This window comes from Pseudomonas sp. 5.2 (assembly GCF_059025405.1).
In genome coordinates this window covers 64,603-81,233 of record NZ_JBYBHH010000022.1, presented here as the reverse complement: position 1 = coordinate 81,233, position 16,631 = coordinate 64,603, and the positions used below count along the sequence as shown (strand labels likewise).

At 60.9% G+C, this 16,631-nt stretch carries 13 protein-coding genes, 1 other RNA gene and 1 pseudogene; 5 read left to right on the top strand and 10 right to left on the bottom strand.

All coding sequences use genetic code 11. From position 1 onward, the window contains the following. Positions 1-26: 26 nt before the first annotated feature. The 4 genes and pseudogenes from AC5PZ0_RS25960 to AC5PZ0_RS25945 form a co-directional block, all read right to left on the bottom strand. The gene (locus tag AC5PZ0_RS25960; RefSeq protein WP_493856019.1) at positions 27-1,211 is read right to left on the bottom strand and encodes a hypothetical protein; all 1,185 of its coding nucleotides are present in this window, start codon (positions 1,209-1,211) and stop codon (positions 27-29) included. Between the two features lie 209 nt (positions 1,212-1,420). Then, positions 1,421-2,651 (bottom strand): annotated as a pseudogene (locus AC5PZ0_RS25955) (integrase domain-containing protein). A 187-nt stretch (positions 2,652-2,838) separates the two neighbouring features. Further along, positions 2,839-3,230, bottom strand: a transfer-messenger RNA (tmRNA) gene (gene ssrA, locus AC5PZ0_RS25950). Positions 3,231-3,327: 97 nt separating this feature from the next. Beyond that, positions 3,328-3,612 (bottom strand): PA2433 domain-containing protein, encoded by a 285-nt coding sequence (locus AC5PZ0_RS25945; RefSeq protein ID WP_099430487.1) that lies wholly within the window; start codon positions 3,610-3,612, stop codon positions 3,328-3,330. Positions 3,613-4,033: 421 nt separating this feature from the next. Here AC5PZ0_RS25945 and AC5PZ0_RS25940 point away from each other — a divergent pair, with 421 nt between their 5' ends. Next, positions 4,034-4,282 carry a hypothetical protein gene (locus tag AC5PZ0_RS25940; RefSeq protein WP_252825901.1) on the top strand — a complete coding sequence of 83 codons (249 nt, stop codon included), beginning with the start codon at positions 4,034-4,036 and terminating at the stop codon, positions 4,280-4,282. A 583-nt stretch (positions 4,283-4,865) separates the two neighbouring features. Here AC5PZ0_RS25940 and AC5PZ0_RS25935 read toward each other — a convergent pair. From AC5PZ0_RS25935 to AC5PZ0_RS25925, 3 genes are all read right to left on the bottom strand, one after another. Further along, a complete protein-coding gene (locus tag AC5PZ0_RS25935; RefSeq protein ID WP_493856018.1) occupies positions 4,866-7,676 on the bottom strand; it encodes an FAD-binding and (Fe-S)-binding domain-containing protein in 2,811 nt (936 codons plus the stop codon). A gap of 77 nt (positions 7,677-7,753) precedes the next feature. Beyond that, entirely contained in the window at positions 7,754-8,899 is a 1,146-nt protein-coding gene (gene lldD, locus AC5PZ0_RS25930) for an FMN-dependent L-lactate dehydrogenase LldD (protein ID WP_493856017.1), read from the bottom strand. Between the two features lie 63 nt (positions 8,900-8,962). Continuing rightward, positions 8,963-10,633: a lactate permease LctP family transporter gene (locus AC5PZ0_RS25925; RefSeq protein WP_027595046.1), complete on the bottom strand. Its 1,671-nt coding sequence runs from the start codon at positions 10,631-10,633 to the stop codon at positions 8,963-8,965. A gap of 255 nt (positions 10,634-10,888) precedes the next feature. On the opposite strand from AC5PZ0_RS25925, the gene AC5PZ0_RS25920 reads away from it, so the two are divergent. Then, positions 10,889-11,656 carry an FCD domain-containing protein gene (locus AC5PZ0_RS25920; protein WP_027595045.1) on the top strand — a complete coding sequence of 256 codons (768 nt, stop codon included), beginning with the start codon at positions 10,889-10,891 and terminating at the stop codon, positions 11,654-11,656. Between the two features lie 134 nt (positions 11,657-11,790). Here the strand turns inward: AC5PZ0_RS25920 and smpB are convergent, their stop codons facing one another. Beyond that, positions 11,791-12,273 (bottom strand): SsrA-binding protein SmpB, encoded by a 483-nt coding sequence (smpB, locus tag AC5PZ0_RS25915; RefSeq protein ID WP_012312633.1) that lies wholly within the window; start codon positions 12,271-12,273, stop codon positions 11,791-11,793. A 163-nt stretch (positions 12,274-12,436) separates the two neighbouring features. Between smpB and AC5PZ0_RS25910 the strand changes: the two genes are divergently transcribed. Next, a complete protein-coding gene (locus AC5PZ0_RS25910) occupies positions 12,437-12,871 on the top strand; it encodes a type II toxin-antitoxin system RatA family toxin (protein WP_027595044.1) in 435 nt (144 codons plus the stop codon). 57 nt (positions 12,872-12,928) lie between these two features. On the opposite strand, the gene bamE is transcribed toward AC5PZ0_RS25910, so the two are convergent. Continuing rightward, complete coding sequence (gene bamE / locus AC5PZ0_RS25905) at positions 12,929-13,462, bottom strand: outer membrane protein assembly factor BamE domain-containing protein (RefSeq protein ID WP_027595043.1); 534 nt, start codon at positions 13,460-13,462, stop codon at positions 12,929-12,931. A gap of 97 nt (positions 13,463-13,559) precedes the next feature. Here bamE and fur point away from each other — a divergent pair, with 97 nt between their 5' ends. Continuing rightward, positions 13,560-13,964: a ferric iron uptake transcriptional regulator gene (fur, locus tag AC5PZ0_RS25900; protein WP_016391775.1), complete on the top strand. Its 405-nt coding sequence runs from the start codon at positions 13,560-13,562 to the stop codon at positions 13,962-13,964. Positions 13,965-14,191: 227 nt separating this feature from the next. On the opposite strand, the gene recN is transcribed toward fur, so the two are convergent. Next, positions 14,192-15,865 (bottom strand): DNA repair protein RecN, encoded by a 1,674-nt coding sequence (gene recN / locus AC5PZ0_RS25895; protein ID WP_493856016.1) that lies wholly within the window; start codon positions 15,863-15,865, stop codon positions 14,192-14,194. 193 nt (positions 15,866-16,058) lie between these two features. On the opposite strand from recN, the gene grpE reads away from it, so the two are divergent. Beyond that, positions 16,059-16,613 carry a nucleotide exchange factor GrpE gene (gene grpE / locus AC5PZ0_RS25890; RefSeq protein ID WP_493856015.1) on the top strand — a complete coding sequence of 185 codons (555 nt, stop codon included), beginning with the start codon at positions 16,059-16,061 and terminating at the stop codon, positions 16,611-16,613. Positions 16,614-16,631 lie beyond the last annotated feature (18 nt).

Sequence of the window (16,631 nt, the reverse complement as noted above, 5' to 3'; positions counted from 1 at the left end):
AATTATGAAGCAAGCGACAATGGCTTTCATCCGTTAGTACCGAAAGCTAGCTCTTGAGGTTCAACTGCTGTTGCAGGTATGTCTGCTAGAGGTAAATAGGAGGCCCGCGCCTCGGAGACTACTTTGTAGAGCTGGTCGCAGCTGTAAGCATCGATGGTCGGTGGTAGGATAACGCGTTCCACGATACGGTGATGTTTAATAGAGGTGCTATTTTCATTTTCGTCAATAAAAATTATATCAGCCCAGCTTCCTTCGCTGAAGCTTGACGAATATGTCATCAGCTCTTTAATTTGAGATAACGTTGGTGTGGCCTCAAGCTTAATTTCCACTTTCCTGACGTTGTCGTCTGATCCCTTTTGGCTAGGGAAGAACTTTTCCATAAACGCCTGGAAAAAGCCAAACATTTCAATGTTCGCTTTGTCAAGTCCGTCTCGTGTGGAAATTGCAGTATTCATTTCTAGATTTTTCGCGCCGTCGCTAACTACTACTTCGTTACGCAACAGCATGTATCTAGTGGATTCGCATATTTGTTCGAGATATTCTTCGCTGGTTTTAAATATTTTGATGTTGGTGTTGAAGCGGTATAGGAGATTGTATGTTTCCGGATTCTGATGAGTGCTAAAGGTAATTCGGGTTTCTGATTCGCCCGGTTGGCGTGAATTGTACCCAGGGAATTTTAGGCGGTACCTGACACAGTAATTAACCCATTTTTGCATTAGCTCGGAATCGCATTTAGAGTCATCGAACTTGATAGAGACTACTGAGTTCTTACTAGGCACGATCCAGTAATAGCATGGGTGGCCCCATACATAGTTTTCGCCGGTGCTTGATGCGCCATTGGTAATGTAATTCCCTGTCGGATTACCATCGCTGCCTAATTCTAATCCTCTGAACCCTTTAGTGTCGGTAGGGTCGTGCTTCCACAGTACTACCATGAAGTCGCCGTTCGGAAACTCTTTGATCTCTCGGCAGTAACACATCACTGGATCGTTTCCAGAGTTACCTTGACTTGGCCAGGGCGCTGTTTCCTTAAATCCTCTTCCTTTGACCCAGGCTGCAAGGGCGCGAAACACCTCGGTGGTCCCTAGTCCAAAATTCTTTGAGATTATCTCCTCACCTGTTGACTTTCTCTGGACTCGATAAAGCCCACTCTTCTCAATCTCGAAAAAATTCAGATAGCCGTAGTTATGTTCGCGTTTGAATTTTGACATCGACAGCCTACTTCCTTGAGCCAGAGTGAGAGATGCGACAGGTGATCAGGCGTTCCGTATATGGCTGATTGCCATCCTGCCTGGGAAGCGGATTGTAGGCTGAGTCGGCGCAGCTATAAAGCCTAGTTGCTAACCGCCCAGCAGATTCTCCTGATTGCGTTTCAGTGCATTTTCAGGGAGGGCGTTACCGCAATTGCATCTCCCTGGTCCTAGCGGACTCGGCCGTAAGCAGGTGCGAGAAGGCTACCGGTCGCGGCTTTCTGGATGTAGTCACTCCACCAGGCCATCATCGGGCGCCGGCGCTCGATGTAGTCAGCTCGGTTGTAGGCGCTCCGCACCTCATCCTTGTCGACGTGCGCCAGGGCTACTTCGATGAGCTCCGGGTCCCAGCCATGTTCATTCAAGATGGTGCTGGCCATCGAGCGCATGCCGTGGCTGACCAATCGATCCTGGAAGCTCATGCGCTTCAACGCCATGTTGGCCGTTTGGCAATTGGCACGGGTGCGTGTATTTCGGTCTGCGGGGAAGGCATTTCGCGATGGCCGCTGTGAGTCCTCAGTGACTCCAGCAGTGCGACGGCGTGATCACTCAACGGGATGCTGTGAGGGCGGCGCTTCTTCATCCGCTCCGCAGGAATAGTCCAAACGCGCCTTTCAAAGTCGATGTCTGCCCAGCGAGTAGTCGCTGCCTCGGCGGGGCGAGTCATCGTGTGCAACTGCCATTCGATCAGGCAGCGGGTGGTGCGTTCGATGCTGGCATTCGCGATCTCCAGCATGAGCTCGGGGAGTTCTTCGAGCGGAAGCGCAGCCATGTTCTCTTTCTTCGGCTTCTTGAATACTGCCCTGATGCCGGTGAGCGGGTTGGCGAAGATCATGCCGGAGTTTACGCCGTAGGTCATGATCTCGTTTAGCCGCTGGCTAAGTCGCTTGACCGTCTCCAGGCTGCCTTTCGCTTCGATTGGGCGAAGCAGTCCGATCACCATCGGCGCGGTGATTTTCGTGAGTGGTGTCGTCTTCAAATCGGGGAACACGTGCAGTGTGAGCGACCGCCAAATGTCCTCGGCGTAGGCCGGGTGACCGAGTCTTTCTTGAGTTCGAACCAGGCGGTGGCCACGTTCTCGAAGGTGTATTCCGTTTCTGCGCGCTTGGCTTCATTCAACGTATTGCGCTGCACCTTCGGATCGATGCCTTGGGCGAGCAGCTCGCGCGCTTCGACTGCCTTCTTTCGTGCGTTCGCCAATGACAGTTCGGGGTAGGTCCCGAAACCGATGTTGATGCGCTTTTTGGTCACCGGTTCGCGGTAGTTGAAATTCCACAGCAACGAGCCGTTGCTGCGTGCTCGGAGCTGCAAACCGTCACCGTCCGTGAGGACGTAATCCTTGGACGCGGGTTTGACTCCCTTGAGCTGTCGATCGGAGAGGCGGAGGTTTTGAGCAGGCATGAGATTGTCCTCAGGCACTGATTCGGTATTCCAAGGATTAGCACCGGGTGGGCTGGAATACCGTCTGGAATACCCGAACGGCTGGAACTCAAAAATTCTCTAAAGCCCGCAAAAGCGATGGAAGCCGCGTATTTACTGGATCGCAGGTACAAAAAAAGACGTCCGTGGACGTCTTTGATTGATCATTTGGTGGAGCCGGGGGGATTTGAACCCCCGTCCGCCAGTACTCCGCTGTCGGTACTACATGCTTAGCCGTGTCTACTGATTTAATCCGCAGCCGCCCGACGGGCAGGGTGCTTTGGATGAGTTGGGTAAGTTTTAGTCGCTTTGCCCCCAACGTGCTACACGACGATCCTGTTCTGTATGACAATCATTTCGGGTTTACAGGCATCCCCTGATGATTGCTGGAGCCGAAGCTACCAGGAGAGCGGGCTCAGCTGCTTACGCAGCGAGAGCGTAACCCTCGTAGTTTTCGTCATTGGCAACTATAGAAAGTTGCAACAGTGGATTTACGAGTTCTGTTACCAACTCGGCATGCACCTAGAGTTTCGCTACCGGCGTCGAATCCTAATCGGCCCCACACTAGCTCTAGCTAACGCACCTTACGGCACGTGAGGCGAGTATACGCCATTGCGCGGGCGACGTCGACAACTGGTCCGGTCGCCCGCACCAGGGGTCACGAACCGCTGCCGCCGCTGCCTTTTTCGGTTTTTTCCAGGCGCTCCAGCACTTTGCTGGTGATGGCGATGCATTCTTTGGTGTCGCCCGAGGCCTGCGCGGCCTTGGCTTTGTCAACGTGCTCGGTCAGGGCTTTGTCCAGGCCTTCGGAGGTGGCGCCGGCGGTGACCATGCTGTCATCGATCTTTTGCAGGTTGGTGGTGCAGAGGTCGTCGGCGGCAAACACCGGCGATGCCAACAAGGTGGCGGCCGCGAACAGGGCCGATAGCGCGGTACCTTTCATGGGTGTCTCCTTCTAAGGCCTCTGGAAGGTGGGCCTGTTAAGTGGACTGCGCAGATTTGGCGTGGGTTCAATCGGGATGCTGGCAGGGCGATATGATGCGGCTGTAGGGGGATTCTGAACTTGAAACTAAATGCTTCGTGGTGGATGGGTTTGGGAATTATCCTACTGGCGCTGCAGCGGTTTCTCTGTTGTCGATGATGGGCGTTGGGGCTAGTTTCCCTGGGTCGCTGAGGTTTGGCGACCGGGTGTGAGAGCCCGTTCCATTCAAGAGATTTACCGTCATGGTAGCTGTGCGCGGGCAGGCCTTGTGCCTGGCCGGTTTTCCTCCTTGTTTGGCCGGTCTCTCACCCCGCGTACAGCTGCCACCTATTCCTGTGAGAGGGAATGGGTGGGGCCTGATGCAATCAAACGAGAGAGAAATATGAAGAAGATTGTTCCAGATCCACCCAGCCAAACGTCGCCACGTCCGTTCTATACCATCGACAACAAGGTCCCTTCACCGGAGGCGTTGCTGTACGCCATTCAGCTGATGCGCGGGATTGAAGACACCTTGGACGAATACATTTGCGGCAATGCCGGTGAGCCGGGGATCGGCATGCTGGTCAATTCGGTGCATAACGTGCAGATGAGTAGGGCGTTGGCTGAGCTGGTGTTGGGGCGCGAGCCGTGATGTTAGTCAGTTGAGGCCAGTGGGGTCGCTGTGCGACCCATCGCAGGCAAGCCAGCTCCTACAGGGGGCTGTGCAGCTTTCAAGGCGAGTGTTAGTCCTGAGGTAGAAGTAGTTGAGTAGGGCGTTGGCTGAGCTGGTGTTGGGGCGCGAGCCGTGATGTTAGTCAGTTGGGGCCAGTGGGGTCGCTGTGCGACCCATCGCAGGCAAGCCAGCTCCTACAGGGGGGGCGTGCAGCTTTCAAGGGCAGTGTTAGCCCTGAGGTGGGAGTAGATGAGCAGGGCATTTTTGGCGCCTGTGCGATCGAGCGCCGCCCGCGCGGCGCATCGCGAGCAACGCTCGCTCCTACGTCTGTTTCGGGCCAGTCACGCCTGTGCCTGCGCGCGCGACCGCTTTGTTTGTTCGACGCGATATCGCGCCATGCACCAAAGGCGGTCGCGCGCGTTTGCCCCAGGAATAACTGGCCCGAAACAGACGTAGGAGCGAGCGTTGCTCGCGATGCGCCGCGCGGGCGGCGCTCGATCTCGCAGGCGCTGAAAACGGCTTGGCGAACACACCACCCACCACCCCTAGCCGATGCTAGGCCTCAGATAACACGCGGGCGGGTGACGCGGTCTACCAGGTACACCAGGCCGTGGTAGTCGATGCCGCTGTGGCTCGACAACCCGATTTCGCAGGTGCGGCTGGTGGAAATGCCTTCGCTGCAATACTGCACCGCACCCTTCAGGCTGCGCAGCGCGTGGGCATTGAGCTCCGGCGTGGTGAAGCCTTTGTCACCGGCAAACCCGCAGCAGTGAATACCTTCTGGGATCACCACCTGGTTGCTGCAACGCCGCGCGAGGTCGATCAGCGCTTGGCTTTCGCCCAGGTGCTGGGTGCTGCAGGTCACGTGCACGGCCACCGGCTCGTCCTGGGGGGTGAACTCCAGTTTGTCCAGCAGGTGGGTGCGGATGAAGCGCACGGGGTCGTACAGGTCCAGGCGGGTGTCGCCCAGGTCTTGCACCAGGCGCAGGGTGCATGGGCTGGTGTCGCAGTAGATCGGGTCGAGGCCGCCGCGGCTGGCATGCAGCAGGGCGTTGATCAGTTCCTGGCGCTTGTGCTCGGCCTGCTCTGGGTAACCTTTGGAGGCGAACGGCTGGCCGCAGCAGAGGCTGTCGGCGTTGTCGGGGAACACGACTTGGTAACCGGCTTTTTCCAGCAGGGCGCGGGTCTTGTCCAGCAGCGACCTTTGTTCGCGGTCGGCATAGGCGGGGCCCATCACGCGCGAGACGCAGGCGGCCAGGTAAACGACGCGGGGGCGGGCGTCGTTGCTCGCTGGGCCGAAGTCGATGGCGCGCAGCGGCTGGGGCATGGCGGGCGTCCATTGGGGCAGTCGGCCGTTGCTGGCGTTGCTCAGCGATGCGGTCAGGCGGCTTAGGCGTGGGGCGCCGAGCAGCTTGCGGGCGGTGTTGGCGGCGGTGAGGGTGAGGCGGGCGCCACTCAGGGCCGTGTGGAAATGGTCGGCCAGCCAGTCGGCGGTTTTTTCGTGCTCGGCGGCCTGGCTGCGCAGCTTCTTCACCAGCTCGCCGGTGTTGATGCCGACCGGGCAGCGCTGGGCGCACAGGCCGGTGGCGGCGCAGGTGTCGAGGCCTTGGTATTGGTAAGTCTTGAGCAGCTCGCGTGTATCGACGCCGGCGCGTTTTTTGGCCTGGATATCACGCCACATGACGATGCGCTGGCGTGGGCTGAGGGTCAGGCCTTTGGACGGGCACACGGGTTCGCAGAAGCCGCACTCGATGCACTTGTCGACGATTTCGTCGGCAGCCGGCAGGGGCTTGAGGTTTTTCAGGTGGATGTCTGGATCGGTACTCAACACTACGTCGGGGTTGAGGATGCCGTTGGGGTCGAGCAGGCGTTTGAGTGCCCACATCAACTGGTAGGCGTCATGGCCCCACTCCAGTTCCACGAACGGCGCCATGTTGCGCCCGGTGCCGTGCTCGGCCTTCAGCGAGCCACCGAACTCCACGGCCACCAGCTGTGCCACGTCGTCCATGAAGGCTTGGTAACGCGCGACTTCTTCGGCGCTGTTGAAGCCTTGGGTGAAGACGAAGTGCAGGTTGCCCTCCAGGGCATGGCCGAAAATGATCGCCTCGTCATAGTGGTGCTTGTCGAACAGCTGAATCAGGCGGTTGACGCCCTCGGCCAGTTGCTCGACGGGGAAGGTGACGTCTTCGATGATCACTGTGGTGCCGGTCTGGCGCACGGCGCCGACGGCGGGGAAGGTGTCTTTGCGGATTTTCCACAGCTGGTTGTACACCGCTGGGTCTTCGCTGAACTCGACCTTTTGCTCCAGGGGGTAGTCGGCAATCGACGCCATCACGTGGTGCAGTTGTTCGTGCAGTAGCGTCTGGCTGGCGGCGCGGGATTCGATCAGCAGCGCGCAGGCATTGTCTGACAGGCCTTTTACCCACAGGGGCATGCCGGGCATGTTTTGCACCGAGCGCAGGCTGCGGCGGTCGAGCAGTTCGACGGCGGAAACGGGCTGGCGCTTGAGCACGGTTACCGCGCGGCAGCAGCTCTCGACGCTGGGGAACACCAGTAAGGCGCTGGCCTTGTGCGGGTGGTCGGGCACGGTGTCGTAGGTGACGGCGCTGATGAAGCCCAGCGTGCCTTCAGACCCGACCAGCAAGTGCTGCAGGATATCGAGTGGCTGGTCGTAGTCCACCAGCGCATTGAGCGACAGGCCGGTGGTGTTCTTCAGCCGGTACTTGTGGCGGATGCGGTCTGCCAGCTCGGTGTTGGCGCGGGTTTCGCGGCCCAGGCGGGCCAGGGCTTCCAGCAGGTCGGCATGGCTGTGCTCGAAGGCCGCGACGCTGGCCGGGTCTTCGCTGTCCAGGCGGGTGCCGTCGGCCAGTACCAAGCGCAGGCCTGCGAGGGTGTGGTAGGTATTTTGCGCAGTGCCGCAGCACATGCCGCTGGCGTTGTTGGCGACGATGCCGCCGATTTTGCAGGCGTTGATCGAGGCGGGGTCTGGGCCGATCTTGCGGCCGTAGGGGGCCAGCCAGGCGTTGGCCTGGGCGCCGATGACGCCGGGCTGCAGGCGGATCTGCTCACCCTGGCCGCGGATCTCGCGGCCGTTCCAGTTGTCGCCGAGCACAATCAGTACCGAGTCGCTGATGGCCTGCCCAGACAGGCTGGTGCCGGCGGCGCGGAAGGTCACCGGCACGCGCTCGCGCTGGGCCAGCTGCAGCAGGCCGACCACTTCGTCTTCAGACTCGACGCGCACCACCAGCTTGGGGATCAGCCGATAGAAGCTGGCATCGGTGCCAAAGGCCAGGGTGGAGGTCGGGTCATCGAAACGGCGTTCGGCAGGTATCAGGCGCTCGACATCACGCAGGAACGCAGCGGGCAGGCTCATGCAATCTCCTCGCGGGGCCACGGCGTCTGGTGCGCCGCATGCCCCGGTCAATCAGGCGGTGTTTCGTGGGGGCGCGTTCAGGCGCCCAGTTCGCGGACCAGCGAGTCGCGGGTGATCTCGCTGATCGACTTGGCACCGGTCAGCACCATGGCCACGCGCATTTCCTTCTCGAACAGTTCGAGCAGGTTCTTCACCCCGGCTTCGCCATGCACGGCGAGGGCCCAGAGGAAGGCGCGGCCGATCAGCACGGTGTCGGCGCCCATGGCGATCATGCGCACCACGTCGAGGCCGCTGCGGATGCCGGAGTCGGCGAGAATCTTCAGGTCGCCTTTCACCGCGTCGGCAATTGCCGGCAGGGCGCGGGCGCTGGACAACACGCCGTCGAGCTGGCGGCCGCCGTGGTTGGACACGACGATGCCGTCGGCACCGAACTTGACCGCGTCGCGGGCATCGTCGGCATCCAGGATGCCCTTGATGATCATCGGGCCTTGCCAGAAGTCGCGGATCCACTCCAGGTCTTTCCAGGAGATCGACGGGTCGAAGTTGTTGCCCAGCCAGCCGATGTAGTCGGCCAGGCCCGTGGGGTTGCCACGGTATTTGGAGATGTTGCCGAGGTCGTGCGGGCGGCCCATCACGCCGACGTCCCACGCCCATTCAGGGTGGGTCATGGCTTGCAGCACACGGCGCATCGGCCCGTTTTTGCCGCTCATGCCGGAGTGGGCGTCGCGGTAGCGGGCGCCGGGTACGGGCATGTCGACGGTGAACACCAGGGTCTTGACCCCGGCCGCCTTGGCCCGCTCCAGCGCATTGCGCATGAAGCCGCGGTCCTTGAGCACGTACAGCTGGAACCACATCGGCCGGTTGATGGCCGGGGCGACTTCCTCGATCGGGCACACCGACACCGTCGACATGGTGAACGGAATGCCATGGGCTGCGGCGGCGCGTGCGGCCTGGACTTCGCCACGGCGGGCGTACATGCCGGTCAGGCCGACCGGGGCCAGGGCCACGGGCATGCTCAGGGTTTCGTCGAACAGCTGGGTTTCCAGGCTGAGCTCGGACATGTTCTTCAACACGCGCTGGCGCAAGGCGATGCTGGCCAGGTCCGAGACGTTGTGGCGCAACGTGTGCTCGGCGTAGGCGCCGCCGTCGGCGTAGTGGAAGAGGAAGGGGGGCAGCTTGCGTTGGGCCGCGGCGCGATAGTCGGTAGAGGCGGAAATGATCATGGATTCTCGCAGCGTTGCTTGAGGGGAATGCCGGGCGCAGCGTGGCGCCCGGCCCCTTTCACTTTAGTGATGAACCAGCATGCCGGTCAGCCAGTAAGCCTGGATCAGGGTGATCAGGCCCACGATGGTGGCGAAGAACAGGCTGTGCTTGACGGTGAAGCGGAACAGGTCGGATTCCTTGCCCACCAGGCCGGTGGCGGCGCAGGCCACGGCGATGGATTGTGGCGAAATCATCTTGCCGGTCACGCCGCCGCTGGTGTTGGCGGCCACCAGCAGGGTGTCGTTGACCCCGATCTGGTGTGCGGTGGTGGCTTGCAGCGAGCTGAACAGGGCGTTGGACGAGGTGTCCGAGCCTGTCAGGAACACGCCCAGCCAGCCGAGGAACGGCGAGAAGAACGGGAACGCGGCGCCGGTGCCGGCCAGGACCAGGGCCATGGTCGAGGACATGCCCGAGTAGTTGGTGACGAAGGCGAAGGCCAGCACCATGCCGATCGACAGGATCGGCCAGCGCAGTTCCCAGAACGTCTCTTTGAAAGTGGTCAGACCAGTTTTGAAGTTGATCTTGAGCACCGCCATGGAGATCAGCGCCGAGAGGAAGATCGCGGTGCCGGTGGCGGAGATCGGGTCGAGCTTGAACACCGCTGGCATTGCGGTCGGCGCGGCAACGATCGGCGCGGTCTTGATCACCAGTTGGTCAAGGTGCGGGATGGCGAAGTTGAACACGAAGTTGTACATCGCACCGCCCGGCGCGAATGCGGCCTTGAATGGCTTCAAGGTCCAGATGGTTACCAGCACGGTGAGGATCAGGAACGGCGACCAGGCCTTGAAGATCTCGCCGAAGCTGTAAGGGCTTGGCTGGCTGCCGCCGGACTGCACGACGGCGGCGCCGACGCTGCCCTTGGCTTGTGCGAACGAGCGCTTGGGCTGCCAGACTTTGAGGAACAGGGTCAGGCAGATCAGGCTGGCCAGGGCCGAGGTGATGTCCGGCAGCTCTGGGCCGATGAAGTTCGAGGTGAAGTACTGGGTAACGGCGAAGCTCAGGCCGGCGACCAGGGCGGCGGGCCAGGTTTCTTTCACGCCGCGCAGGCCGTCCATCATGAACACCAGCCAGAACGGCACGAACAGCGACAGCAGCGGCAGTTGGCGGCCGGTCATGGCGCCAATGTGGAAGGCGTCGATGCCGGTGACCTGGCCGGCCACGATGATCGGGATGCCCAGCGCGCCGAAGGCGACCGGCGCGGTGTTGGCGATCAGGCACAGGCCGGCGGCGTACAGCGGGTTGAAGCCCAGGCCCACCAGCAGTGCGGCAGTGATGGCCACCGGGGCGCCGAAGCCGGCCGCGCCTTCGAGGAAGGCACCGAAGCAGAAGCCGATCAGCAGCACTTGCAGGCGCTGGTCGTCGGTGATCGACAGCACCGAGCTGCGGATCACTTCGAACTGGCCGCTCTTGACCGTGAGTTTGTACAGGAACACCGCGGCAACGATGATCCAGGCAATCGGCCAGAGGCCGTAAAGGAAGCCATAACCCGCGGCGGCGAAGGCCATGTCGACAGGCATCTGGAAGGCGAAGATCGCCACCAGGATCGACAGCGCGAGGGTGATGCTGCCGGCGACGTGGCCTTTGAGGCGGAACACGGCGAGGGCGAGGAAGAAGAACACGATAGGGATGACCGCCGCCAGTGCGGACAGGCCAAGACTACCAAGCGGGCTATAGAGTTGTTGCCAGGTTTGCATATGGGGTGGCCCCTAATTGTTGTTGGTCAGCACTGGCATTGGATAATTGGTAAGACCAATTTACAATGTCTGGGCGCTAGGTTAAAAGCGCTGTCGTGGGTGTGTCAATTTGTCCGACACAAAACTTTGGTCGCGTGCCGATGAGTGGGCGTCTGATGGCCTTGGAAAAACCCAGGGTGATGGGTGTGTGCGCGGCGCGGATCGGCGAGAATAGGGCCCCCCTGAAATTTGCCGGGGGTTTGTGGAGAGCATGTGATGGTTTTTGATCAGGTCCGCCAACGGCGCCTGTCCGACGACATCGTCGATCGGTTGGAAGGGATGATTCTCGAAGGCACGCTGACCTCGGGCCAGCGCTTGCCGGCTGAGCGCGTTCTGGCCGAACAGTTCGGTGTGTCGCGCCCGTCACTGCGTGAGGCGATTCAGAAGCTGGTGGCCAAGGGGCTGCTGATCAGCCGCCAGGGCGGTGGCAACTTTGTTGCCGAATCGCTGGGGTCGACGTTCAGCGACCCGCTGTTGCAGCTGCTTGAGCACAGCCCTGAAGCGCAGCGCGACCTGCTCGAGTTTCGCCATACCCTTGAGGCATCCTGCGCGTATTACGCGGCCCAGCGCGCCACCGAGCCTGACCGTGCACGGCTGAAAGAGGCTTTTGACACGCTGCAGGACTGTTACACCCGCGTTGACGAAGTGACCCGGGCAGAGGAGGGCGCCGCTGACGCGCGCTTCCACCTGGCGATAGCCGAGGCCAGTCATAACGCGGTCTTGCTGCATACCATCCGCGGTTTGTTCGACCTGCTAAAGCGGAACGTGGTGACCAATATCGGTGGCATGTACCAGCAGCGGACTGAAACGCGGGACATGCTGATCAGTCAGCACCGGGAGCTGTACCTGGCGATTGTCGAGGGCAGGGCGGAGGAGGCGCGGGAGGTTTCCAGCCGGCACATTTTGTATGTGCAGGAGGTGCTGGAGGAGGCGCACGAAGAAGCCCAGCGCGTGGCGCGGGCGGAGCGGCGCAGCGGGCGCTGAGGTTTGCGTTTGCAGCACGGGCCTCTTCGCGGGGCAAGCCCGCTCCCACAGGTAACCCACCGAATTTGAAGGCAGTGGGTTAACTGTGGGAGCGGGCTTGCCCCGCGAAGGGGCCCTCACAGGCTAAGGAAGATCTAGTCTTCCTTGCCCTTGTTACGCACGGCACGCTGCAGCTCGCGGTTGGAATCGCGTTCGCGCACGGTGTCGCGCTTGTCGAATTCCTTCTTGCCCTTGCCAAGCGCGATCTCGCACTTGATCAGGTGCTTGCTCCAGTACAGCGCCAAGGCCACACAGGTGTAGCCTTTCTGCGCCACGGCCGCTTCCACCCGCTCGAGCTCGCGCTTGTTCAGCAGCAGCTTGCGTGAGCGGATAGGGTCGGCGATGACGTGGGTGCTGGCCGTGGTCAGCGGGGTGATGTGGCTGCCGAACAGCCAGGCTTCGCCATCCTTGAGCAGCACGTAGCTGTCGGTCAGGTGCGCCTTGCCGGCCCGCAGGCTCTTTACTTCCCAACCGGACAGGACCAGCCCGGCCTCGAACTTGTGTTCGATGAAGTAATCGTGTCGCGCTTTCTTGTTTTGCGCGATGGTCCCGGTCGGATGTTTCTTTTGTTTAGCCATAGGGGCGGCATTATAGGCAACTCGATGCGTGGTCGGCTATGGGATTTCGGTGTGCTTGAGCCACCGCAATGAATACCGGACAATACAGGCCCTGTCGTAGGTACAGAACCTGCTTTTGGCACGCTGCGAAGCGCCGCCACCCAGCCTTGGAAGTGACGCCTGGATGACTACCCATATTCAACGCTCCGCCCTGCTGCCGTATCCCGCCCAGGCGCTTTACGATCTGGTCAATGACGTGGCCAGCTACCCGCAATTCTTGCCGTGGTGCTCGGCATCGACGGTCATCGAGGCCAGTGACACGCACATGCGCGCCAAGCTGGAGGTTGCCAAAGGTGGCATGAGCCAGCATTTCGTCACGCGTAATGTGCTGGTGCCTGGGCAGTCCATCGAAATGAACCTGGAAGAGGGGCCGTTCTCCCAGCTGCACGGTGTGTGGGTGTTCAAACCGCTGGGCGAGAAGGCCTGCAAGATCAGCCTGGACTTGTCCTTCGATTATGCCGGGCCGCTGGTGCGGGCCACGTTGGGGCCGCTGTTCAACCAGGCCGCCAACACCTTGGTAGATGCCTTCTGCCAGCGCGCCAAGCAGCTCAATAGCTGAGTGGTGGCGCACAAAAAAGCCCGGGCCAAGGCCCGGGCTTTTTTATGACCGCCGCGCTTACTGCGGGGAGGTTTCCAGCGGTGCCGGCGTCGGGACCGGAGTGGTCTCGATGGTGTCGATCTCGCGCTGGATGGATTCTTCCACCGAACCGGGTTTGGCCGGTTTCTCTTCAGGCTGCGGCGTGGCCTGCTCTGGCTGGGTCGCCGGGCTGACTGTGGTGTCGCTGCTGCCACCGAGGATTTCCTGGTCGCGGCTCACACCTGGCATGAAGTCGCCAGACAGGCTGACCAACTGGTCGCTTTCGTTGAAGAAAATGCTCATGCGCTCTTGCTGGCGTTTTCCGCCACCAGGCTGCAGGCTGTACAGGTAGTCCCAACGGTTGGTGTTGAACGTGTCCTGAATCAGGGGGTTGCCCATGATAAACCTTACTTGCCGTCGGGTCATTCCCGGGCGTAATTGGTCTATCATGTCCTGCGTGACGACATTGCCCTGCTGGATGTCGATTTTGTAAACCCCGGGAAACGAGCAACCGGCGAGTGCGAGCAGTCCCACTAGGGTGAGGCTGGTTAGCAAGAGCTTGGTGTTTTGCATCGGTGGGCGACTTCCACTATCTTGGCTGGACAACGTAAACCCCGATCATACCCGTATTAAGAGAAGCTGCGAAGCAGCATCGGCGAGAAAGCTGACCATGGTTGAAAATAGCGAATTACGCAAAGCCGGTCTCAAGGTTACCCTGCCTCGAGTAAAGATCCTTCAGATGCTCGATTCTACCGAGCAGCGTCACATGAGTGCCGAGGATGTCTACAAGGCCTTGATGGAAGCTGGTGAGGACGTCGGCCTGGCCACCGTCTACCGCGTGCTGACCCAGTTCGAAGCGGCGGGTCTGGTGGTTCGCCACAACTTCGACGGCGGTCATGCGGTCTTCGAACTGGCGGATGGCGGTCACCACGACCACATGGTCAACGTGGAGACCAGTGAAGTCATCGAGTTCATGGATGCTGAAATCGAGCGGCGTCAGCGCGAGATCGTGGCCGAGCATGGCTACGAGCTGGTGGACCACAACCTGGTCCTCTATGTGCGTAAGAAAAAGTAACGATTTCGATCGTTATAAATAGCAAAGGCGACCTTCGGGTCGCCTTTGTGCTTTTTGTGTAGGAGCAGCCTTGTGCTGCGAAGAGGCCGGTGAAAACACAGTAGGGCTGTGCCGCTGCCACCGGCCTCTTCGCAGCACAAGGCTGCTCCTACAGGTAATGCGTAGGCCGGTCATTAAGCAGGTAATGCGTAGGCCAGTCATTAAGCAGTTAATGCATAGTCCGGTCACTAAGCCTTGCCGCTGACTACCATCTTGCGTGCATGTGCCAGGGATTCCTTGGTCAGGTCGATGCCGCCCAGCATGCGCGCCACTTCTTCGACCCGTTCGCGTTTACCCAGGCTGGCCACCGCCGTGTGGGTGGTGTCGCTGTGGCGCACCTTGTGCACGAACAGGTGGTGATGCCCTTGTGCCGCGACCTGCGGCAGGTGAGTCACGGTCAGTACCTGGCCGCGGTCACCCAGCCGGCGCAGCAGTTGGCCGACGATCTCGGCGGTGGGGCCGCCGATGCCGACGTCGACTTCGTCGAACACCAGGGTGGGGATGCGCGAGGTCTGTGCAGTGATCACCTGGATCGCCAGGCTGATGCGTGACAGCTCGCCACCCGACGCGACCTTGGCCAGGCCTTTGAGTGGCTGGCCGGGGTTGGCGCTCACCAGCAGTTCGATCTGCTCGAGGCCGTGGGGCGACAGGTCGTTGCCTTCGTTGGGGGTAAGCTCGATGCAGAAGCGCCCACCCGGCATACCCAGGCGTTGGACTTCTTGCTCAACGGCGACCGCCAACTGTTGCGCGGCCTGCTGGCGCAAGGCGCTCAGCTCGCGAGCCCGCTCTTTATAGTGCTGGGCATAGGCGGCCAGCTCGTCGCCCAGGCGCTCGATCGATTCGTCGCTGGCGTTCAAGCCTTCCAGCTCTTCCATCAAGCGCTGCTGCAGATGCGGCAGTTCGGTGGGGTGCACGCGGTGTTTGCGGGCCAGGGTGTAGATAGTGTCGAGGCGCTCTTCCAGGGCCTGCAGGCGCATGGGGTCGGCATCGAAGTGATCGAGGAAGCGGTTGAGCTCGCCAACGGCTTCTTCGACCTGAATCTGCGCGCTGGCAATCAGGTTGGCGGCTTCGCCCAGTGCCTTGGGTGAGTTGGTGGCGGCACCCAGCCGATTGAGGCTGGAGGTGAGGGCGCTGAGCACGTTGCCCGAGTCGCTCTCGCTGCACTGGTCGATGACCTGGCGGCAGATGCCGAACAGGGCTTCGGCGTTGGTCAGGTTTTTGTGTTCCTGCTCCAACTGCACCAGCTCGTTTTCGCCCAGGCCGAGGTTGTCCAGCTCCTCGAGCTGATAGCTCAGCAGTTGGTGGCGGGCGCGTTGCTCGTCACCGGAATTGGACAGGCGCTCCAGCTCCAGGCGGGTCTGGTTCCAGCGTTTGGCGGCCAATTGCACCTGGCGGGCCAGGTCGATGGCACCGGCGTACTCGTCCAGCAGGCGCCGATGGGTGTCGGTTTTGAGCAGCGACTGGTGCTCGTGCTGGCTGTGGATGTCGATCAGCAGTTCGCCAAGCGACTTGAGATCGCTGAGCGGGCAAGGCGTGCCATTGATGTAGCCACGGCTGCGGCCTTCGGCGGTGATCACCCGCCGCAGGATGCACGGGCCTTCGTTGTCCAGGTCACGCTCGGCCAGCCAGGTGCGGGCTTCGGGGATGTCTGCCAGGTCGAAGGTGGCGAGGATGTCCGCCTTGTCTGCACCGGGGCGCACCACGCCGCTGTCTGCGCGGTCGCCGAGGGCCAGGCCGAGGGCGTCGAGCATGATCGATTTGCCTGCGCCGGTCTCGCCGGTGATGACGGACATGCCGCGGGCAAGCTCGAGGTCGAGGTGTTCGACGATGGCGTAGTTGTGAATGGACAGGTGCACCAGCATGGGGGCGGCTCCCGAAGGTTCAGGTCTGGTTATTTATACAGTACTTTTTTCCACCCTGACAATGCCCGCTCACAGATTCTCATGTGGCCCGGAAAACCACGCTGCCCCTTGAAGCTGGTTTTTCCGGCCCCATATAGCCGACAACAAAGGCGAGCCTGGCTCGTAATCCAGAAATTTGCGCAGGAGAGACCCAATGGCTGACGAACAGCTGAATGAGAAAGACCTTAACGTCGAAGAAACCGGTGCAGATGCTGTCGGCGCCCGTGTTCTGGAGCTCGAGGAACAGCTGGCCGCCGCCAAGGATCAGTCGCTGCGCGCTGTTGCCGATTTGCAGAACGTGCGCCGCCGCGCCGAGCAGGATGTCGAGAAGGCCCACAAGTTCGCCCTGGAGAAATTCGCGGGTGACCTGCTGCCAGTAATCGACAGCCTGGAGCGCGGCCTGGAACTGTCCAATGCCGACGACGAAAGTATCAAGCCGATGCGTGAAGGCATCGAGCTGACCCTGAAAATGTTCCACGACACCCTCAAGCGCTACAACCTTGAGCCTGTCGACCCGCACGGCGAACCGTTCAACGCTGAGCACCATCAGGCCATGGCCATGCAGGAGAGCGCCGACGTAGAGCCCAACAGCGTGCTCAAAGTGTTCCAGAAAGGCTACCTGCTCAACGGCCGCCTGCTGCGCCCCGCCATGGTGGTGGTCAGCAAGGCGCCAAGTGCAGCTCAGCCTTCGATCAACGAAAAGGCTTGAAATCCGCCGGGGCAACCC